Origin of the sequence: Streptomyces sp. NPDC058650 (genome assembly GCF_042717315.1) — a bacterium.
Classification (GTDB): Bacteria; Actinomycetota; Actinomycetes; order Streptomycetales; family Streptomycetaceae; genus Streptomyces.
The window spans coordinates 219,825-234,970 of the sequence record NZ_JBHXRL010000011.1; the positions used below are offsets into that span (position 1 = coordinate 219,825).

At 74.4% G+C, this 15,146-nt stretch carries 13 protein-coding genes and 1 pseudogene; 10 read left to right on the forward strand and 4 right to left on the reverse strand.

The genetic code is table 11. The annotated features are described in order from the left end of the window. Positions 1-62 precede the first annotated feature (62 nt). Complete coding sequence (locus ACFWWU_RS21530) at positions 63-1,244, reverse strand: hypothetical protein (RefSeq protein WP_384147420.1); 1,182 nt, start codon at positions 1,242-1,244, stop codon at positions 63-65. Positions 1,245-1,421: 177 nt separating this feature from the next. Between ACFWWU_RS21530 and ACFWWU_RS21535 the strand changes: the two genes are divergently transcribed. From ACFWWU_RS21535 to ACFWWU_RS21560, 6 genes and pseudogenes are all read left to right on the forward strand, one after another. Continuing rightward, on the forward strand, positions 1,422-3,323 hold the full coding sequence (locus ACFWWU_RS21535; RefSeq protein WP_384147421.1) for a hypothetical protein: 1,902 nt from the start codon (positions 1,422-1,424) through the stop codon (positions 3,321-3,323). Between the two features lie 107 nt (positions 3,324-3,430). Next, the gene (locus ACFWWU_RS21540; RefSeq protein ID WP_329620362.1) at positions 3,431-4,264 is read left to right on the forward strand and encodes a M55 family metallopeptidase; all 834 of its coding nucleotides are present in this window, start codon (positions 3,431-3,433) and stop codon (positions 4,262-4,264) included. Beyond that, on the forward strand, positions 4,257-5,591 hold the full coding sequence (locus ACFWWU_RS21545) for a M20/M25/M40 family metallo-hydrolase (RefSeq protein ID WP_384147422.1): 1,335 nt from the start codon (positions 4,257-4,259) through the stop codon (positions 5,589-5,591). The genes ACFWWU_RS21540 and ACFWWU_RS21545 overlap by 8 nt, the downstream gene beginning before the upstream one ends. Before the next feature lie 27 nt (positions 5,592-5,618). After that, a complete protein-coding gene (locus ACFWWU_RS21550) occupies positions 5,619-7,634 on the forward strand; it encodes a prolyl oligopeptidase family serine peptidase (protein WP_384147423.1) in 2,016 nt (671 codons plus the stop codon). Next, on the forward strand, positions 7,631-8,584 hold the full coding sequence (locus ACFWWU_RS21555) for an LD-carboxypeptidase (RefSeq protein WP_384147424.1): 954 nt from the start codon (positions 7,631-7,633) through the stop codon (positions 8,582-8,584). Before ACFWWU_RS21550 ends, ACFWWU_RS21555 begins: the two co-directional genes overlap by 4 nt. 8 nt (positions 8,585-8,592) lie before the next feature. After that, positions 8,593-8,901 (forward strand): annotated as a pseudogene (locus ACFWWU_RS21560) (peptidase S15); the annotation flags it as partial. Here ACFWWU_RS21560 and ACFWWU_RS21565 read toward each other — a convergent pair. Further along, positions 8,898-9,986, reverse strand: coding sequence for an adenosine deaminase (locus ACFWWU_RS21565; RefSeq protein WP_384147425.1), 1,089 nt, complete (start codon positions 9,984-9,986; stop codon positions 8,898-8,900). The pseudogene ACFWWU_RS21560 and the gene ACFWWU_RS21565 sit on opposite strands and share 4 nt — an antisense overlap. Positions 9,987-10,245: 259 nt before the next feature. After that, positions 10,246-11,022: a GntR family transcriptional regulator gene (locus ACFWWU_RS21570; RefSeq protein ID WP_384147426.1), complete on the reverse strand. Its 777-nt coding sequence runs from the start codon at positions 11,020-11,022 to the stop codon at positions 10,246-10,248. A gap of 202 nt (positions 11,023-11,224) precedes the next feature. Here ACFWWU_RS21570 and ACFWWU_RS21575 point away from each other — a divergent pair, with 202 nt between their 5' ends. The 3 genes from ACFWWU_RS21575 (at position 11,225) to ACFWWU_RS21585 (ending at position 12,689) form a co-directional block, all read left to right on the forward strand. Continuing rightward, positions 11,225-11,479: a DUF1049 domain-containing protein gene (locus ACFWWU_RS21575; protein ID WP_384147427.1), complete on the forward strand. Its 255-nt coding sequence runs from the start codon at positions 11,225-11,227 to the stop codon at positions 11,477-11,479. Further along, positions 11,476-11,826 carry a hypothetical protein gene (locus ACFWWU_RS21580; RefSeq protein ID WP_384147428.1) on the forward strand — a complete coding sequence of 117 codons (351 nt, stop codon included), beginning with the start codon at positions 11,476-11,478 and terminating at the stop codon, positions 11,824-11,826. The genes ACFWWU_RS21575 and ACFWWU_RS21580 overlap by 4 nt, the downstream gene beginning before the upstream one ends. A gap of 287 nt (positions 11,827-12,113) precedes the next feature. Next, positions 12,114-12,689, forward strand: coding sequence for a GNAT family N-acetyltransferase (locus ACFWWU_RS21585; protein WP_384147429.1), 576 nt, complete (start codon positions 12,114-12,116; stop codon positions 12,687-12,689). Here ACFWWU_RS21585 and ACFWWU_RS21590 read toward each other — a convergent pair. After that, positions 12,677-13,009 (reverse strand): DUF6204 family protein, encoded by a 333-nt coding sequence (locus ACFWWU_RS21590; protein ID WP_384147430.1) that lies wholly within the window; start codon positions 13,007-13,009, stop codon positions 12,677-12,679. The two genes, ACFWWU_RS21585 and ACFWWU_RS21590, sit on opposite strands and share 13 nt — an antisense overlap. Before the next feature lie 177 nt (positions 13,010-13,186). On the opposite strand from ACFWWU_RS21590, the gene ACFWWU_RS21595 reads away from it, so the two are divergent. Beyond that, complete coding sequence (locus tag ACFWWU_RS21595) at positions 13,187-15,139, forward strand: DUF5107 domain-containing protein (RefSeq protein WP_384147431.1); 1,953 nt, start codon at positions 13,187-13,189, stop codon at positions 15,137-15,139. Positions 15,140-15,146 lie beyond the last annotated feature (7 nt).

The window sequence follows — 15,146 nt, forward strand, 5'->3', positions numbered from 1 at the left end:
TTCGGGAGCCCCGACCGAGACATCGGTCGGGGCTCCCCCTTTTCCGGACTGAGCGGCTGCCCTCAGGAGGCGGTCGACGCCTTGCGCAGCGCGCTGATGCAGGTGCCGATCGCCTCCTGGAGGGCTTCGAGGCGCTGGAGCATGTCGGCCTCGTAGATGTCCTCCTCCATCACCTCGTCCAGCGTCAGCTCCTCGAAGACCTTCGTCGCCTTCTGCAGGCTGTTGTAGAACTTGGTGCGCCGCTCCTGGACCCGCAGCGTCGGGTCTTCCTCGACGGCCCGGGCGACCAGGCCCTTCACCGCGTCGTACGCCTCACCGGCCCACTCGCCCGCCTCCTCGGAGTCGTCGAGCTCGTCGATGAGCGACAGATGGCGCTCCGCCTCGGCGCGCAGCTCGGCCGGAGCGTCCACCGTCTGGCCGGCCGGGGTCTTGATCTGGCCGTTCTCGACGATCTGCCGCACGTACCCGATGCGGTCGGCCGCCTTCGCCTCGCTCGCCACCGCCTTCTTCAGGTCGTCGGTGCGGGCGAACGCGCGGGCCATCTCCGTCTGGAGGGCCGGGTCCTCCTTCATCCGGTCGAGCAGCGCGCCGCGCGCCGCCTCGGCCGTCCCGGGGTCGGCGAGGATCGCGGCCCGCAGCGCCGTGGGGTTCTCGGCGACCTCCAGGGCCTTCGTCGGCCGGATGCCCTCCGCCTCGGCCGCCGCGCTGATCGCCTGGCCGCGCACGGAGGACGCGCTGTTGCGGGAGGTGTAGTACGAGAGCCAGACGTCCGCGTCGGGCAGCTCGACGTCCTCGCCGGGGACCAGGACCTCGAACTGCGGGACCAGGCCGTCGTCGGCCGCCATGTCCCAGGCCTTGTAGTAGCGCATGACCCGGTCGGGCGAGCAGCCCGCGAGCGCGGCGAAGGCCTTCGCCGAGACCTTCGCGGCGGCCGTGCCCTCGGCGGGCTGGCCGCCGGGGCGCACGCTCCGCGCGACCTTGAGCGCGAAGGCCCAGCCGCCGGTCCGCGCGTAGATCCCGAAGTCCTGCGCGTCGCGGACGACGACGGGGTCGTGCGCGTCGGGCGACACGGGCTCCGGCTCCTCATCCTCGGCCTCGTCCTGGACCTCGGCCTCGGGGGACTCCGGCTGCGTGGACGCCGGCTCCGGGGCATCCGGCACCCAGAACTCGGGCTCCGAGATCGCCGCGGGGGCGGTCTCGCGCTCTTCGGCGGACGTGTCGGACGGGGTGATGGCGATGGTCACCGAGTGCTCTCCGGAAGGTCGGTACGACAACTGCGGCCGACAGCCTATACGCACACGTTGACGATATTTCGCCCTATTCGAGCCATCGTCTAGGCGCCCGTTAATTCGATGGCGGGTCGGGAGGCCCGGAGGGCAGCATGCTCCCATGACCTACGGAATCGAGCTCCACCCCGCGCGGTGAGCGCCCCGCACGAGCGCCCGACGCTCGCCCCCGGCCTCTCCGCCCCCGGCCTCTCCGCCCCCGGCCTCTCCGCCCCCGGCCTCTCCGACCCCTCCCTCTCCGACCCCTCCCTCTCCGACCCCTCCCTCTCCGCGCCCTCCCTCTTCGCGTACGCCAGGGACCTCCGCCGCGCGGAACCCGACCAGCCCCTGCCCGAGCGCGGCCATCCCCTCCCCGACACCGGGCGCCCACCGAGGCCCAAACGCGTCGGCCGCACCCATGCCGAGGCCAGGATCGCCGTCACCGACGTCCTCGTCTCCCTGCTCGCCGACCCGGACGCGGAGCGGGCGGCAGCCGAGGCCCACCGGGTCATCGCCGCAACCGGGGTGCGCGACCGGACCGTCTTCTCCGCGGTCGCCGACCTCCCGCCACCCGACGATCCGACCGACCGGGCCCGCGCCAGGGCGCTCGGCCGGCGCCTGACCCGCGACGGGACCACCACGATCACCGTGGCCGCCGGCCTCGGCATCCTCGCCCGGCTCGGCGAGGCCGAGGACGTGCCGTATCTCCGCACCCTCGGCGTCCTCCAAAGCCTCGATCAGGAAATCGTCACCGCGCTCGCCCCCCTGGACCGGCGGACCGCCGCGTTCGTGTGGCTGATCCACCGCGTCCGAGGGGCCGAGCTGCGCGCACTCGTCGACGCACTCGACTCGGGGGACACCGAGGCCGTACGCGACCGGTTCCTGGAGATCCCGACCGGGCCCCGGGGCCTCGGTCCCGAGGCCGCCAGGCACGTCGCCGAGGCCATCGGGCTCGTGGGCCTCCTCCGGCGGGAGCCCGACCACCCCGGGCTGCTCGCCCAGGCGGTCCGTGTGCTGGTCCGGATGACCAGTCGCAGCAACTATCTGGCCGAGATCCTTCGGTACGGAGAGGCCGTCGACCTGTACGAGACGGTGGCCGGCCTCGCCCACCGGCTGCCCCGCGAGCTCGACCACCGGGCCGATCTGGTCTCCCTCGCCCTCGACCTGCACAGCGGCGCAGGGCACCTCCTCGCCTGGTCTGAGGGGCGGCGCGAGGAACTGGTCGACACCCTCCTGGCGGTGGCGAGGTGGCAGGGCGACACGCCCGCCGACCCGGCGGACCGGCGGCGCGCCGACTGGGTCCACCGCACGGTGCGGCGGCTCCGTACCGCCCGCCGGCTCCGTACCGCCGACGCGGCGGAGCCCTCCGGCGCGCCCCGGCTGCGGATCGAGGTCGCCGTCGCCGATCCCGCCGAGCCGGAGGTCGTCGAGACCCGCTTCCTGATCGACGGACGACCCCTCGTCCCCGAGGCCTTCGACCAGGGTCCCGGCGAGCCGCCCGAGCGGCTGCTCGACGAGGGCGCCCTGCGGGCCACGTCCGAACCCCGCGAAGTGCGGCTCGCCGAGGCCTACTGCACCGAGGGCTGCTGCGGCGCGCTCTACGTCACCGTGCGGCGCGAAGGCGGCCACGTCGTCTGGGACGACTGGCGGCGGCCGGGCGCGTCGCGCGGGCTGCCGGAACTCCCCGCGTACCGCTTCGACGCCGTCGCGTACGACGCCGAGATCGCGTACGCGGAACACGACCATGGCTGGACCTGGCCGGCCCGCCGCACGGCCCGGCTGATCACGGCGGGTCTGCGCGACCGGCCGGAGTCGCTCACCCGGTGGGGGCTCCGGCAGGGGTGGATCTCCACGGCCTTCGACGCGCCGGACACGACCGTGGTCACCTTCACCGGCCCGCCCCTGGCCGCCGACGGAACGCCCGAGGCGGAGGGGGAGCGGCGGCAGTTCCTGTGGCACCTCCCGGACGACGGGACACCGCCCGAGGAACAGGCCGCCGCCGCCCTGCGCCGTCTGGCCGAGGATGATCCCCGGGGGTATCCGGAACTCCGCGGATGATCCGTACCGCCGTCCCGGTGACCTTCGACGGGCCGTCATTGGTCCACTCCAACGGCGGTTATCCACAGGGGTGGTAGGGCTGCCGGGCGGCGCGTACGGTGCCAGACATGAAGATCCTCATCAGCGCCGACATGGAGGGCGCGACCGGGGTGACCTGGCCCGCCGACGTGCTGCCCGGTACACCCCAGTGGGAGCGCTGCCGCGCGATGTTCACGTCCGACGTGAACGCGGCCGTGCTCGGCTTCTTCGACGGCGGCGCCGACGAGGTCCTGATCAACGAAGCACACTGGAGCATGCGGAACCTGCTCCTGGAGCGGCTGGACGAGCGCGCCGAGATGCTCACGGGCCGGCACAAGTCGCTGTCGATGGTCGAGGGCGTGCAGCACGGGGACGTCGACGGGATCGCCTTCGTCGGCTACCACACGGGCGCGGGCACCGAGGGGGTCCTCGCGCACACCTACCTCGCCAACTCGATCACGGGCGTCTGGCTGAACGGCGAGCGGGCGAGCGAGGGCCTGCTCAACGCCCATGTGGTGGCGGAGTACGGCGTCCCGGTCGTGCTCGTCACCGGCGACGACCTGACCTGCGAGGACGCCCTCGGGTACGCGCCGGAGGCCCGCAAGGTGGCCGTCAAGGACCACGTCTCGCGGTACGCGGCGGTGTGCCGCACCCCGGCCAGGACCGCCGCCGACATCAGAGCGGCGGCGAAGGACGCGACCGCCCTCGCCGTCCGGCACGAGCCGGTCCGCGGCGGACCGTTCACGGTGGAGCTGGAGTTCGACGCCGACCACCTCGGCGCGGCCGCCACGGTGGTTCCCGGCGTGGCGCGGAGCGGCGAGCGGCGCGTCTCCTACACGGGGGAGACGATGTACGAGGCAATTCGCACGTTCAAGGCGGTCACGACCATCGTCTCGGCCGCAGTGGAGGAGCAGTATGGCTGAGGAGGTCCGGGGCCCGGACACGACGGCGCTCGACGAGGTGGTCACCTTCACTTCCGAGCTCATCCGCATCGACACCACCAACCGGGGCGACGGCGACTGCCGCGAGCGCCCCGCCGCCGAGTACGTCGCCGAGCGGCTCGCGGCCGCCGGCATCACACCCACCCTCCTGGAGCGGACCCCCGGCCGCACCAACGTCGTGGCGCGCATCCCCGGCACCGACCCCTCGGCCGACGCGCTCCTCGTCCACGGCCACCTCGACGTCGTCCCCGCCGACCCCGCCGAATGGACCGTGCACCCCTTCTCCGGGGAGGTCCACGACGGGCTCGTGTGGGGGCGCGGCGCCGTCGACATGAAGAACATGGACGCGATGGTCCTGGCCGTCGTCCGCTCCTGGGCCCGGCAGGGCGTCCGTCCGCGCCGCGACATCGTCCTCGCGTACACCGCCGACGAGGAGGCCAGCGCCGACGACGGCTCCGGCTTCCTCGCCGACCGCCACGCCGCGCTCTTCGAGGGCTGCACGGAAGGCATCAGCGAGTCCGGGGCGTTCAGCTTCCACCCGCAGCCCGGCACGACCCTCTACCCGATCGCGGCGGGGGAGCGGGGCACCGCCTGGCTCAAGCTGACCGCCCACGGCAAGGCGGGCCACGGCTCCAAGGTGAACACCGCCAACGCCGTCACCCGCCTCGCCTCCGCCGTCGCCCGGATCGGCGCGCACACCTGGCCGGTGCGCCTCACCACCACCGTCCGCGCCGCCCTCACCGAACTCGCCGTGCTGTACGGCATCGACGTCGACACCAGCGCGCCCGACCTCGACGTCGACCTCCTCCTCGACAAGCTCGGCCCCGCCGCCGCGCTCGTCGCACCCACCGTCCGCAACAGCGCCAACCCGACGATGCTGAAGGCCGGTTACAAGGTCAACGTCATCCCGGGCCAGGCCGTCGCGTACATCGACGGACGGACCCTGCCCGGCGGCGAGGAAGAGTTCGCCACGACCATGGACGAGCTCACCGGGCCCGACGTGGAGTGGGAGTTCCATCACCGCGAGGTGTCCCTGGAGGCCCCGGTCGACTCGCCGACCTTCGCGAAGCTCCGCGCCGCCGTCGAGCGCTTCGACCCGGCCGGACACGTCGTGCCGTTCACCATGTCCGGCGGCACCGACGCCAAGCAGTTCTCCCGGCTGGGCATCACCGGCTACGGCTTCTCTCCGCTGCGGCTGCCGCCGGAACTCGACTACGGGGCGCTCTTCCACGGCGTCGACGAACGGGTCCCGGTCGACGCCCTGCACTTCGGCGTCCGGGTGCTCGACCACTACATGAAGTCCGCCTAGGAAAACGCAGTGACAGGGGGAGCCGAGATGACCACGTCCACGACCGCGACCACGGCCGCGCACGGCAGTTGGCCGTCGCCCGTCGACGCCGCGCTCGCCGCCGCCCACGACGGGCGACCCGAGTACGCGGGCACCGTCGGCGACGAGCTGTGGTGGACCGCGCCCCGGCCCGCCGAGGGCGGCAGGCGTGCCCTCGTCCGGCGGCGCGCCGACGGCACCGAGGAGCCGGTGCTCCCCGCGCCGTGGAACGTCCGCAGCCGGGTCATCGAGTACGGCGGACAGCCCTGGGCCGCGAGCGCGCGCCCGACCGGCGGACCCCTCGTGGTCTTCAGCCACTTCCCCGACCAGCGCCTGTACGCCTACGAGCCGGAGGCCGGACCCGGTGCCGGGCCCCGGCCGCTCACGCCCGTCTCCGGCGTCGGCGGCGGACTGCGCTGGGTCGACCCGGTGATCCACCCGGACCGCGGCGAGGTCTGGTGCGTCCTGGAGGAGTTCACCGGGCCCGCGCCGACCGACGTCCGCCGGGTCCTCGCCGCCGTGCCGCTGGACGGATCGGCCGCCGAGGACCGCGGTGCCGTGCGCGAACTCTCCGACGGGCGGCACCGGTTCGTCACGGGGCCCCGCCTCTCCCCGGACGGGCGCCGGGCGGCCTGGATCGCCTGGGACCACCCCCGCATGCCCTGGGACGGCACCGAGGTCCGGCTCGCCGACCTCGCCCCCGACGGCACCTTCCACGAGGACCGGACCGTCGCCGGCGGCCCCGCCGAGTCGATCGCGCAGGTCGCCTGGGACGCGGCCGGGCGACTGCTCTTCGCGAGCGACCGCACCGGCTGGTGGAACCTCTACCGGGCGGAGATCGACCCGGCCGGCGAGGTCGGTGAACCCCTCGCGCTCTGCCCCCGCGACGAGGAGTTCGCCGGACCGCTCTGGAAGATCGGGCTGAACTGGTTCACGCCCCTCGAGAACGGCCTGATCGCCGTCGTCCACGGCAAGGGGACCACCGCCCTCGGGATACTCGATCCCGACAGCGGCACCCTCGTCGACGCCGCAGGCCCCTGGACCGACTGGGCCTCCACCCTCGCCGCGCACGGCACCCGCGTCGTCGGTGTCGCCGCGGGACCGCGCAGCGCCTACGAGCTCGTCGAGCTCGACACCCGCACCGGCCGCACCCGGGTCGTCGGTGCCGCGCACACGGACGCCGTCGACCCCGCGTACTACCCCGAGCCGCGGATCCGCACCTTCACCGGCCCCGGCGGACGCGAGATCCACGCGCAGGTGTACCCGCCCCACCACCCCGGGTTCACCGGCCCCGCCGGCGAACTGCCGCCCTACGTGATCTGGGCCCACGGCGGACCCACCGGACACGCCCCGCTCGTCCTCGACCTGGAGATCGCCTACTTCACCTCGCGGGGGATCGGCGTCGCCGAGGTCAACTACGGCGGCTCGACCGGCTACGGCCGGGAGTACCGGGAGCGGCTGCGTGAGCAGTGGGGCGTCGTCGACGTCGAGGACTGCGCGGCCGTCGCCGCGGCCCTCGCCGCCGAGGGCACCGCCGACCCCGCCCGGCTCGCGGTGCGCGGGGGCAGCGCGGGCGGCTGGACGACCGCGGCCTCCCTCGTCACCACCGACGTGTACGCCTGCGGCACGATCATCTACCCCGTCCTCGACCTGCTGGGCTGGGCCACCGACGAGACCCACGACTTCGAGTCCCAGTACCTCCACGGCCTCATCGGCCCCCTCGACGAGGTCCCCGCCCGCTACGAGGAACGCTCACCGATCGAGCACGTCGACCGGGTCACGACCCCCTTCCTGCTGCTCCAGGGACTCGACGACGTCATCTGCCCGCCCGCCCAGGCCGAGCGCTTCCTCGCCCGGATGGCCGGCCGGGGCGTCCCCCACGCCTACCTCGCCTTCGAGGGAGAGGGGCACGGCTTCCGCAGGGCCGACACGATGATCAGAGCCCTGGAGGCCGAACTCGCCCTGTACGCCGAGACCTTCGGGGTCGCCCGCACCGACGTCACCGCCCTGGAGCTCCGCTCGTGACCGCGTCGAAACCACTCTCCGCCACCGCGCCCCTGACCCGGGCCGCGCGCCTCCGGCCCGGGGCGCGGGTCGCCGTCGTCGCCCCCAGCGGACCCGTACCCGAGGAGCGCCTCCGGGCCGGGCTCGACATCCTGCGCGGCTGGGACCTGGACCCGGTGGTCGCCCCGCACGTCCTCGACGCCCATCCCACCCTCGGCTACCTCGCGGGCGCGGACCGGGCGAGGGCCCGCGACCTGACGGACGCCTGGTGCGACCCGTCCGTCTCCGCCGTGATCTGCGCGCGCGGCGGCTACGGGGTGCAGCGCATGGTGGACCTCGTCGACTGGCCGGCGATCAGGGCGGCCGGGCCCAAGGCGTTCGTCGGCTACAGCGACGTCACCGCCCTGCACGAGGCGTTCGCCGTCCGGACGGGGCTCGCCACGCTCCACGGACCGATGGTCGCCGCCGGCACCTTCCTGTCGGACCCCCGCACCCAGGAATCCCTGCGGGCCACGCTGTTCGAGCCGGAGAAGGTGCTGACGCTCGGCCTGGAGACGGCGCGGCCGCTGGTCCCCGGCCGCGCCCGCGGGGTCACGCTCGGCGGCTGCGTCAGCCTGCTCGCCGCCGACCTCGGCACCCCGCACGGCAGGCCCTCGGCGCGCGGGGGGCTGCTGCTCCTGGAGGACGTGGGGGAGGAGCCGTACCGGCTCGACCGGATCCTCACCCAGCTGCTGCGTTCCGGCTGGCTGGACGGCGTCACGGGTGTCGCCCTGGGCTCGTGGGAGGAGTGCGGCCCGTACGAGGACGTGCGGGCGGTCCTCGTCGACCGGCTGGGCGGCCTCGGCATACCCGTGGTGGAGGAGCTGGGCTTCGGCCACAGCGCGACGGCGCTGACCGTGCCGCTCGGGGTGCCCGGGGTGCTCGACGCGGGGGCGGGCACGCTCACCCTCGACGTACCGGCCCTGCTGTGACGTGGGACCTCGCCCTCTTCGCCAAGCTCTGCGACGTCGCGCACGACGGGACGAAGACCCTGGTCGACCGGCTCGTCGCCCCTGTGCGGGTGCCGGACGCGACCCGCCCGTTCACGGTGGAGCTGCCGCGCGTCGCGCACCGCTACGAGACCGGTCACCGCAGGGAGTTCGTGATCGCGGCCAGCGACTCGGCCTACGTCGGCAACCGGGGCGTCTAGCCCGTGATCGTCACCAGCGCCCCCGAGGACACGGGGACGCTGGATCTGCCGATCGTCGGCGGAAGGGTCGGCTGGCCACCCCCCTGGGCCTCGCGCTAGAGCGCGGCGTACCCCGGGCGGACGACCTCGTCGATCAGCCTCTGCCGCTCCGGCAGCGGCAGGAAGGCGGCGTCCAGGGCGGCGACCGTGAACTCCTCGAACACCTCGGGGCCGTAGCCGAAGGCGTCCACCATGTGCTGGAACTCCTCGCTCATGGTGGTGCCGGAGACCAGGCGGTTGTCGGTGTTGAGCGTGATCCGGAAGCCGAGGCGCCGCAGCTCGTCGATCGGGTGCGAGGCGTAGTCCTTGGCGGCGCCCGTCTGGAGGTTCGAGGTCGGGCAGACCTCCAGGGCGATGCGGTTGTCCCGGACGTACGAGGCGAGCCCGCCCAGGGTGCCGTCCTCGGCGATGTCGTCCGTGATCCGCACGCCGTGGCCGATCCGCTCCGTACCGCAGACCTGCACGGCCTCGTGGATCGACTCCGCGCCGACGGCCTCGCCCGCGTGGATCGTGAAGTGGCAGTTCTCCCGCTTCAGGTGCTGGAACGCGGGAAGGTGGCGGGCCGGCGGGTTGCCGATCTCGCCGCCGGCTATGTCGAAGCCCGCCACGCCGTTCTCCCGGTGGGCGACCGTGAGCCGCGCGATCTCCAGGGAGCGATCCGTGTGCCGCATGCCCGTGAGGAGCGTACGGACGGTGATCCGGCCGCCGGAGCGGCGCTCGCCCTCGCGGAAGCCGTCGTTGACCGCCTCGACGACCTCGTCGAGGGTCAGCCCGCCCTCCAGGTGCTGCTCGGGGGCGTAACGGATCTCGGCGTAGACGACACCGTCCGCCGCCAGGTCCTCGGCGCACTCGGCCGCGATGCGGGTCAGCGCCTCGCGGGTCTGCATCACCGCGCAGGTGTGGGCGAAGGTCTCCAGGTACCGCTCCAGCGAGCCGGAGTCGGCGGCGTCCCGGAACCACACCGCGAGCTCGGCCGGGTCCTCGGTCGGCAGCGCGGTGTAGCCGTGCTCCCGCGCCAGCTCGACGATCGTCGCGGGGCGCAGCCCGCCGTCGAGGTGGTCGTGGAGAACGGCCTTGGGGGCCCGGCGGATCCACTCGGAGACGGTGGCGGCGGCAGGCGTGGCAAGGTTGTCAGACAAGTGCATGGCGGGGAAGTGTACGCCACGGCCGAGGGGTGTGCGGCGACGGCCGTGCGGGAGGCCGCTCGACGGGCGTCCGGGAGGCCGGTCGACGGGTGTCCGGGAGCGCCCTTGGTCCGTTCGGCCCGGGTGGCCGGGTGGCCGGGTGGCCGGGTGGCCGGGTGGCCGGGTGGCCGGGTGGCCGGGTGGCTGGGTGGCCGGGTGGCCGGGTGGTCCGGGTGCTCCGGGTGGGGAGGGTACGGGTGCGGCGGCGGTTCCGGACCGCTCAGTGCGACTGGAGCACCGGCAGCGCGGGGGTGCCCGTCGGCAGCATGTGCTTGGCGGCCAGGACCGGGGTCTCCCCGACCCGTACGACCTGGGTGACCAGGACGGCCGGGGTGTCCGCCGGGCGGCCCAGCTGGTCGCCGCGCCGCCGCCCGAGCAGCGTCGCCGTGATGCCGCTGTGCGCGCTCAGGGCCGTCTCGCGCGAGGCCCCGACGAGGACCGCGAGCATCGAGGCGGCGGGACCGGGCCCGCCGCCTCGCGCGGAGGCGTCCGGCTCCGTCGCCCGCAGGGCGCGGGCGAACTCGGGGTGCACCCGGTCGAGCACCTCGTCCGCCGCCGCCCATTCGTGGCTCAGCGCCGCCGCCGTACCCTCCCCGGTCAGCACGGACTCCCAGAACCGCAGCTCGGCGCGGGCCGGGGCGAGCAGGTGCTGCGTCGTGAAGTCGGTGGGCTCCTCCACCGTCCGCAGCAGCGCCCGCACGCGCAGCGGACCCCCCGCGCCGATCAGCTCCTCCAGCGGCTGGATGTGCTCGAAACCCCTGCGCGGCGGACGGTCGTTGACGGTCCGGCCGACCCCGCGGCGCACGGTGAGGAGACCGTCCTCCTGGAGCAGCAGCAGCGCCTCGCGCAGGGCGGGCCGGCTCACGCCCAGTTCGGCGGCGAGCTTCGGCTCGGAGGGGAGCGTCGACCCCGGCGGGTAGGTGCCGTCGTGGACGGCGTCCGCGATCCGCTCGTACAGCGCCACGACCGGCCGTCGCCGCTGTCCGCTGACCGCCACGGCCGCCTCCTCGTCTGGTTCCTGCCGGTGTCCGGGACCACCGTAGTCGGCCCACGTTGTCTGACAAGTCACCCGTACGGCTCCTCCCACCGTCCCGGTGGGGCTTCGCTCGCCCCATTCTGGTCCCACGGCTGGTCCCGCGGCGCGGGCCGGGTGCGACCGACGGGCACCACCGACGGCACGACGGAGGAGAGGGCCGGGCATGAGTCCCAAGGGCACGTCAGGGGCGTCCCGCGCGAGCGGCACGTCCCGGTTCAGCGGAGCCTTCACCCCGGGCCGGATCGCGATGGCGGCGGTCGCGGTCCTCACGCTCGTCTTCATCTTCGAGAACACCCGGGAGGTCAGGATCCGGATCCTGATCCCCGAGGTGTCCATGCCGCTCTATCTGGCGCTCCTCGCGACCGCCGTCCTCGGGGCGGCCTGCGGCTACTACGTCGCGGGCCGGAGGCGGAAGTGAAGCGGGCCGCCGTCGTGGGCGCGGGCGCCGTCCTCGCGCTCGCTGCCGTCGCCGTCTCGTCGGCCGAGGAACCCGCCGTACCGGGCGGGGGTGCCGGGGCGCGCGCCATGCCGGACCTCCTGGGCGTACGGCTGTGGCGGGTCTTCACCCGGCTCGACGGCCGGACCCGCCTCGACGTCCACGACGCGAGCGGACGGGACCGGCGGGTGCTGTGGCCGCCGAACTGGCGGGTGTGCACGCAGTACCCGGCGGCCGCCACGGTCCTCGACCGGCGGGCCGCGGTCACGATCGGGGTCGTACGCAAGGGCGAGACCTGCCCGCCCCGCGTCCGCACCGCCCGCCGCTGACCCGGCGGGGGAGGGTCCTGCGGGAGGCACCGGGACGTCCGGGCGAGTGACCCGGCCGGGGCGAGCGGTCCGTCCGGGCGAGTGGCCCGGCCCGGCTGATCGGTCCGGCCCGGGTGATCGGTCCGGCCCGGGTGATCGGTCCATCCGGACGAGCGATCGGCCGAGGCGAGCGATCGGCCGGGACGACCGATCGGCCGAGGCAAGCGATCAGCCGAGGCGAGCGATCGGTCCGGGCGAGGGGTCCGTCCGGGCGAGCGGTTCGCCCGGGGTGGCCCTAACCTCGGACCATGCCCGCCGATCTTGGCCGTTTCCTCGCCGCCGGGCCCCGTGTGGGCCTGCGCCCCTTCTCGCCGGACGACGCGGAGGAGTTCACCGCCCGCGCCCGCGAGAGCCGGGAGCTCCACCGGCCCTGGCTGTTCCCTCCGTGCACCCCCGAGGCGTACGCCGGTTACGCGGGCGTGCTCATCGAGGACCCGGCGCGCGCGGGTTTCCTCGTCTGCGAGCACGCCGAAGGCGAGGAGGGGGACCGGATCGCCGGCTTCGTCAACATCAACAACATCGTCCGCGGCGCCTTCCGCAGCGGCGCCCTCGGCTACGGAGCCTTCGCGCACGCCGCCGGACGCGGACTGTTCACCGAGGCCCTCGGGCTGCTCCTGGCGTACGCCTTCGGGCCCCTGGAGCTGCACCGCCTGGAGGCGAACATCCAGCCCGGCAACACCGCCTCCCGTGCGCTCGTCCGCCGCGCGGGCTTCCGCCTGGAGGGCTTCTCGCCCGCGATGCTGTTCATCGACGGAGCCTGGCGGGACCACGAGCGCTGGGCGATCACCGCCCGGGAGCCCCAAGGTACCGGTCAGCGCTTGTAGTTGATCTTCATCGTGTCGAGGTCCGTCACGGCCGAGCGCAGCGCCTTGTACCCGTGCCCGAGCTCCTTCAGCGCGGTCTCCACCCGGTCCTCCGCCAGCGCGCCCGCCATCTCGTCGCCGTCCGCCGCGTCGGAGACGACGACCAGGCGGTACGAGAAGTGCTTCAGCGTCCGGTCGTAGGCGAGGGAACCCTCCTCCGTGAACCGCATCGCGGTCAGCCCGTGCGCGTCCGCCTCGGCGAGCAGCCGGGTCCGGCTCTCCTCCGACAGACCGTCGAACGTGCCGCGCACGATGACCCGGTAGGTGTGCTGGGTGCCCATTCCTCGTACTCCCTGTCGCGCTGTCCGCCCGGTCGCCGTGCCGGCGCCGACCCTCCACGGTACGCGGACCGGCAGCCGCGCCGCCCGGATTATCCGGGCGCCCCCGCGGCCCCGCTCCGTCGAAGCATGGCGCGAGAGCCCCTGGTCAGGACGGGCCCCGGCGTGTTCCATGGGTGGATGACGACCGTGCGACGTGCCGTACTGACGCTGCCCGCGGCCCCGTTGGGCCCGGACAACCCCCTGCCCGCCCTGCGGACCCACCACGGGACCCACGCGGTCGACGACCAGACCCTCGCGGAACTCCCGCGCGACATGGCCCGGGGCATCGGACGCGCACCCCTGCGCAGCCTGCTGCCCGCCCCCGTACGGGACGGCTACGGGCGCGAACGCACCCCCGCGGAGCTCGACGCGATCGTGATCGAGAACGACCGGCTCCGGGCCACCGTGCTCCCCGGCCTCGGCGGCCGCGTCCACTCCCTGCACCACAAACCCACCGGACGCGAACTCCTCTACCGCAACCCGGTGTTCCAGCCGGCGGCCTTCGCCCTCAATGGCGCCTGGTTCTCCGGCGGCATCGAGTGGAACATCGGAGCCACCGGCCACACCACCCTCTCCTGCTCGCCCCTGCACGCGGCGGTCGTCCGGGCGCCCGACGGCGGTCCGATGCTCCGCCTGTGGGAGTGGGAGCGCCTGCGGGACCTGCCCTTCCAGGTCGACCTGTGGCTGCCGGACGGCTCCGACTTCCTCCACGTCGGCGTCCGCGTCCGCAACCCCCACGAGCGGCCCGCCCCCCTCTACTGGTGGTCCAACACCGCCGTACCGGAGGACCGCCGCGTCATCGCCCCCGCCGACTCGGCCTGGCACCACGGCTACGAGCGCGGGCTGCGCCGCCTGCCCGTCCCCGTCACCACGGACGGCACCGACCGCTCGTACCCGCTGAACGGCGACCACGCGGCCGACTGGTTCTACGACCTGCCCGACGGGCAGCGCCGCTGGATCGCCGCCCTCGACGCCGACGGTACCGGCCTCGTCCAGACCTCCACCGATCCGCTGCGCGGCCGCAAGCTGTTCCTGTGGGGCCGTGAGCGCGGCGGCCGGCGCTGGCAGGAGTGGCTCACCGAGCCCGGCACCCCCGGCTACGCCGAGATACAGGCCGGCCTCGCCCGCACCCAGCTGGAGCACCTGGAGCTCCCGGGCGGCGGGGAGTTCAGCTGGCTGGAGGCGTACGGACCGCTCGCCGCCGATCCCGCCGCGGCGCTCGGCGACGACTGGGGCGCGGCCCGGGAGGCCGTCGAGAGCGGCCTCGCCGGGGCGCTTCCGCGTGCCGGGGTCGACGCGGCGTACACGGCCTGGCGGGAGCGGGCCGCCGACGCCGAGCCGGAGACCGTCCTCGCCGTCGGCTCCGGCTGGGGCGCCCTCGAAGTCCTGCGCGGACACTACGAGTTGCCCGGGACCCCCTTCCCCGAGTCGACGCTCGGTCCGGAGCAGGAACCCTGGCGGGAACTGCTGCACAGCGGAGTCCTGCCCGCCCCCGAGAAGGGTGCCGCGCCCGGCGCTCCGCTGGTCTCGGCGCCCTGGCGGGACATGCTGGAGACCGCCCCGGCTCACCCTTCCACCGAGTACCACCTCGGCATCGCCCAGTGGCACGCCGGAGATCGTGCCCAGGCGGTACGGAGCTGGGAACGCGGCCTGCGCGAGGCCGCCGTGCGCTGGCCACTGCTCTACTGCCTCGCCGTCGCCGACCGGGAGGACGGACACCCGGCGCGCGCCGCCGAACGGTTCGCCGAGGCCTTCACCGACCACGCCGACCGGGCCGCCGAGGACGAGGTGGCCGCCGCCGCCCTCGGCCGTGAGGCGGTCGTCGCGCTGCTCGCCGCCGGACGGACCGGCCGGGCGCGCGAGACATGGACGCGCCTTCCGGAAGAGGTCAGGGGGAGGGGTGCCTTCCGGCTCCTGGAGGCCCGGCTGCTCCTCGCCGAGGGCAGGACGGGCGAGGCCCGCGCCGTCTTCGACGCGGGCTTCGAGGTCGCGGACCTGCGCGAGGGAGCCGAGATCCTCGGCGAGATCTGGTCGGAGTTCACCGACGAACCACTGCCGTACGCCTACGAGTTCAGGATGCGTCCGAGCTGACGGGAGG

Coding starts and splice junctions, on each gene's coding strand:
- ACFWWU_RS21545 (WP_384147422.1), top strand. CDS start 4,257: ATGGCTGAGGAGGTCCGGGGCCCGGACACGACGGCGCTCGACGAGGTG.
- ACFWWU_RS21590 (WP_384147430.1), bottom strand. CDS start 13,009: ATGGGCACCCAGCACACCTACCGGGTCATCGTGCGCGGCACGTTCGAC.
- ACFWWU_RS21550 (WP_384147423.1), top strand. CDS start 5,619: ATGACCACGTCCACGACCGCGACCACGGCCGCGCACGGCAGTTGGCCG.
- ACFWWU_RS21595 (WP_384147431.1), top strand. CDS start 13,187: ATGACGACCGTGCGACGTGCCGTACTGACGCTGCCCGCGGCCCCGTTG.
- ACFWWU_RS21540 (WP_329620362.1), top strand. CDS start 3,431: ATGAAGATCCTCATCAGCGCCGACATGGAGGGCGCGACCGGGGTGACC.
- ACFWWU_RS21565 (WP_384147425.1), bottom strand. CDS start 9,986: ATGCACTTGTCTGACAACCTTGCCACGCCTGCCGCCGCCACCGTCTCC.
- ACFWWU_RS21585 (WP_384147429.1), top strand. CDS start 12,114: ATGCCCGCCGATCTTGGCCGTTTCCTCGCCGCCGGGCCCCGTGTGGGC.
- ACFWWU_RS21575 (WP_384147427.1), top strand. CDS start 11,225: ATGAGTCCCAAGGGCACGTCAGGGGCGTCCCGCGCGAGCGGCACGTCC.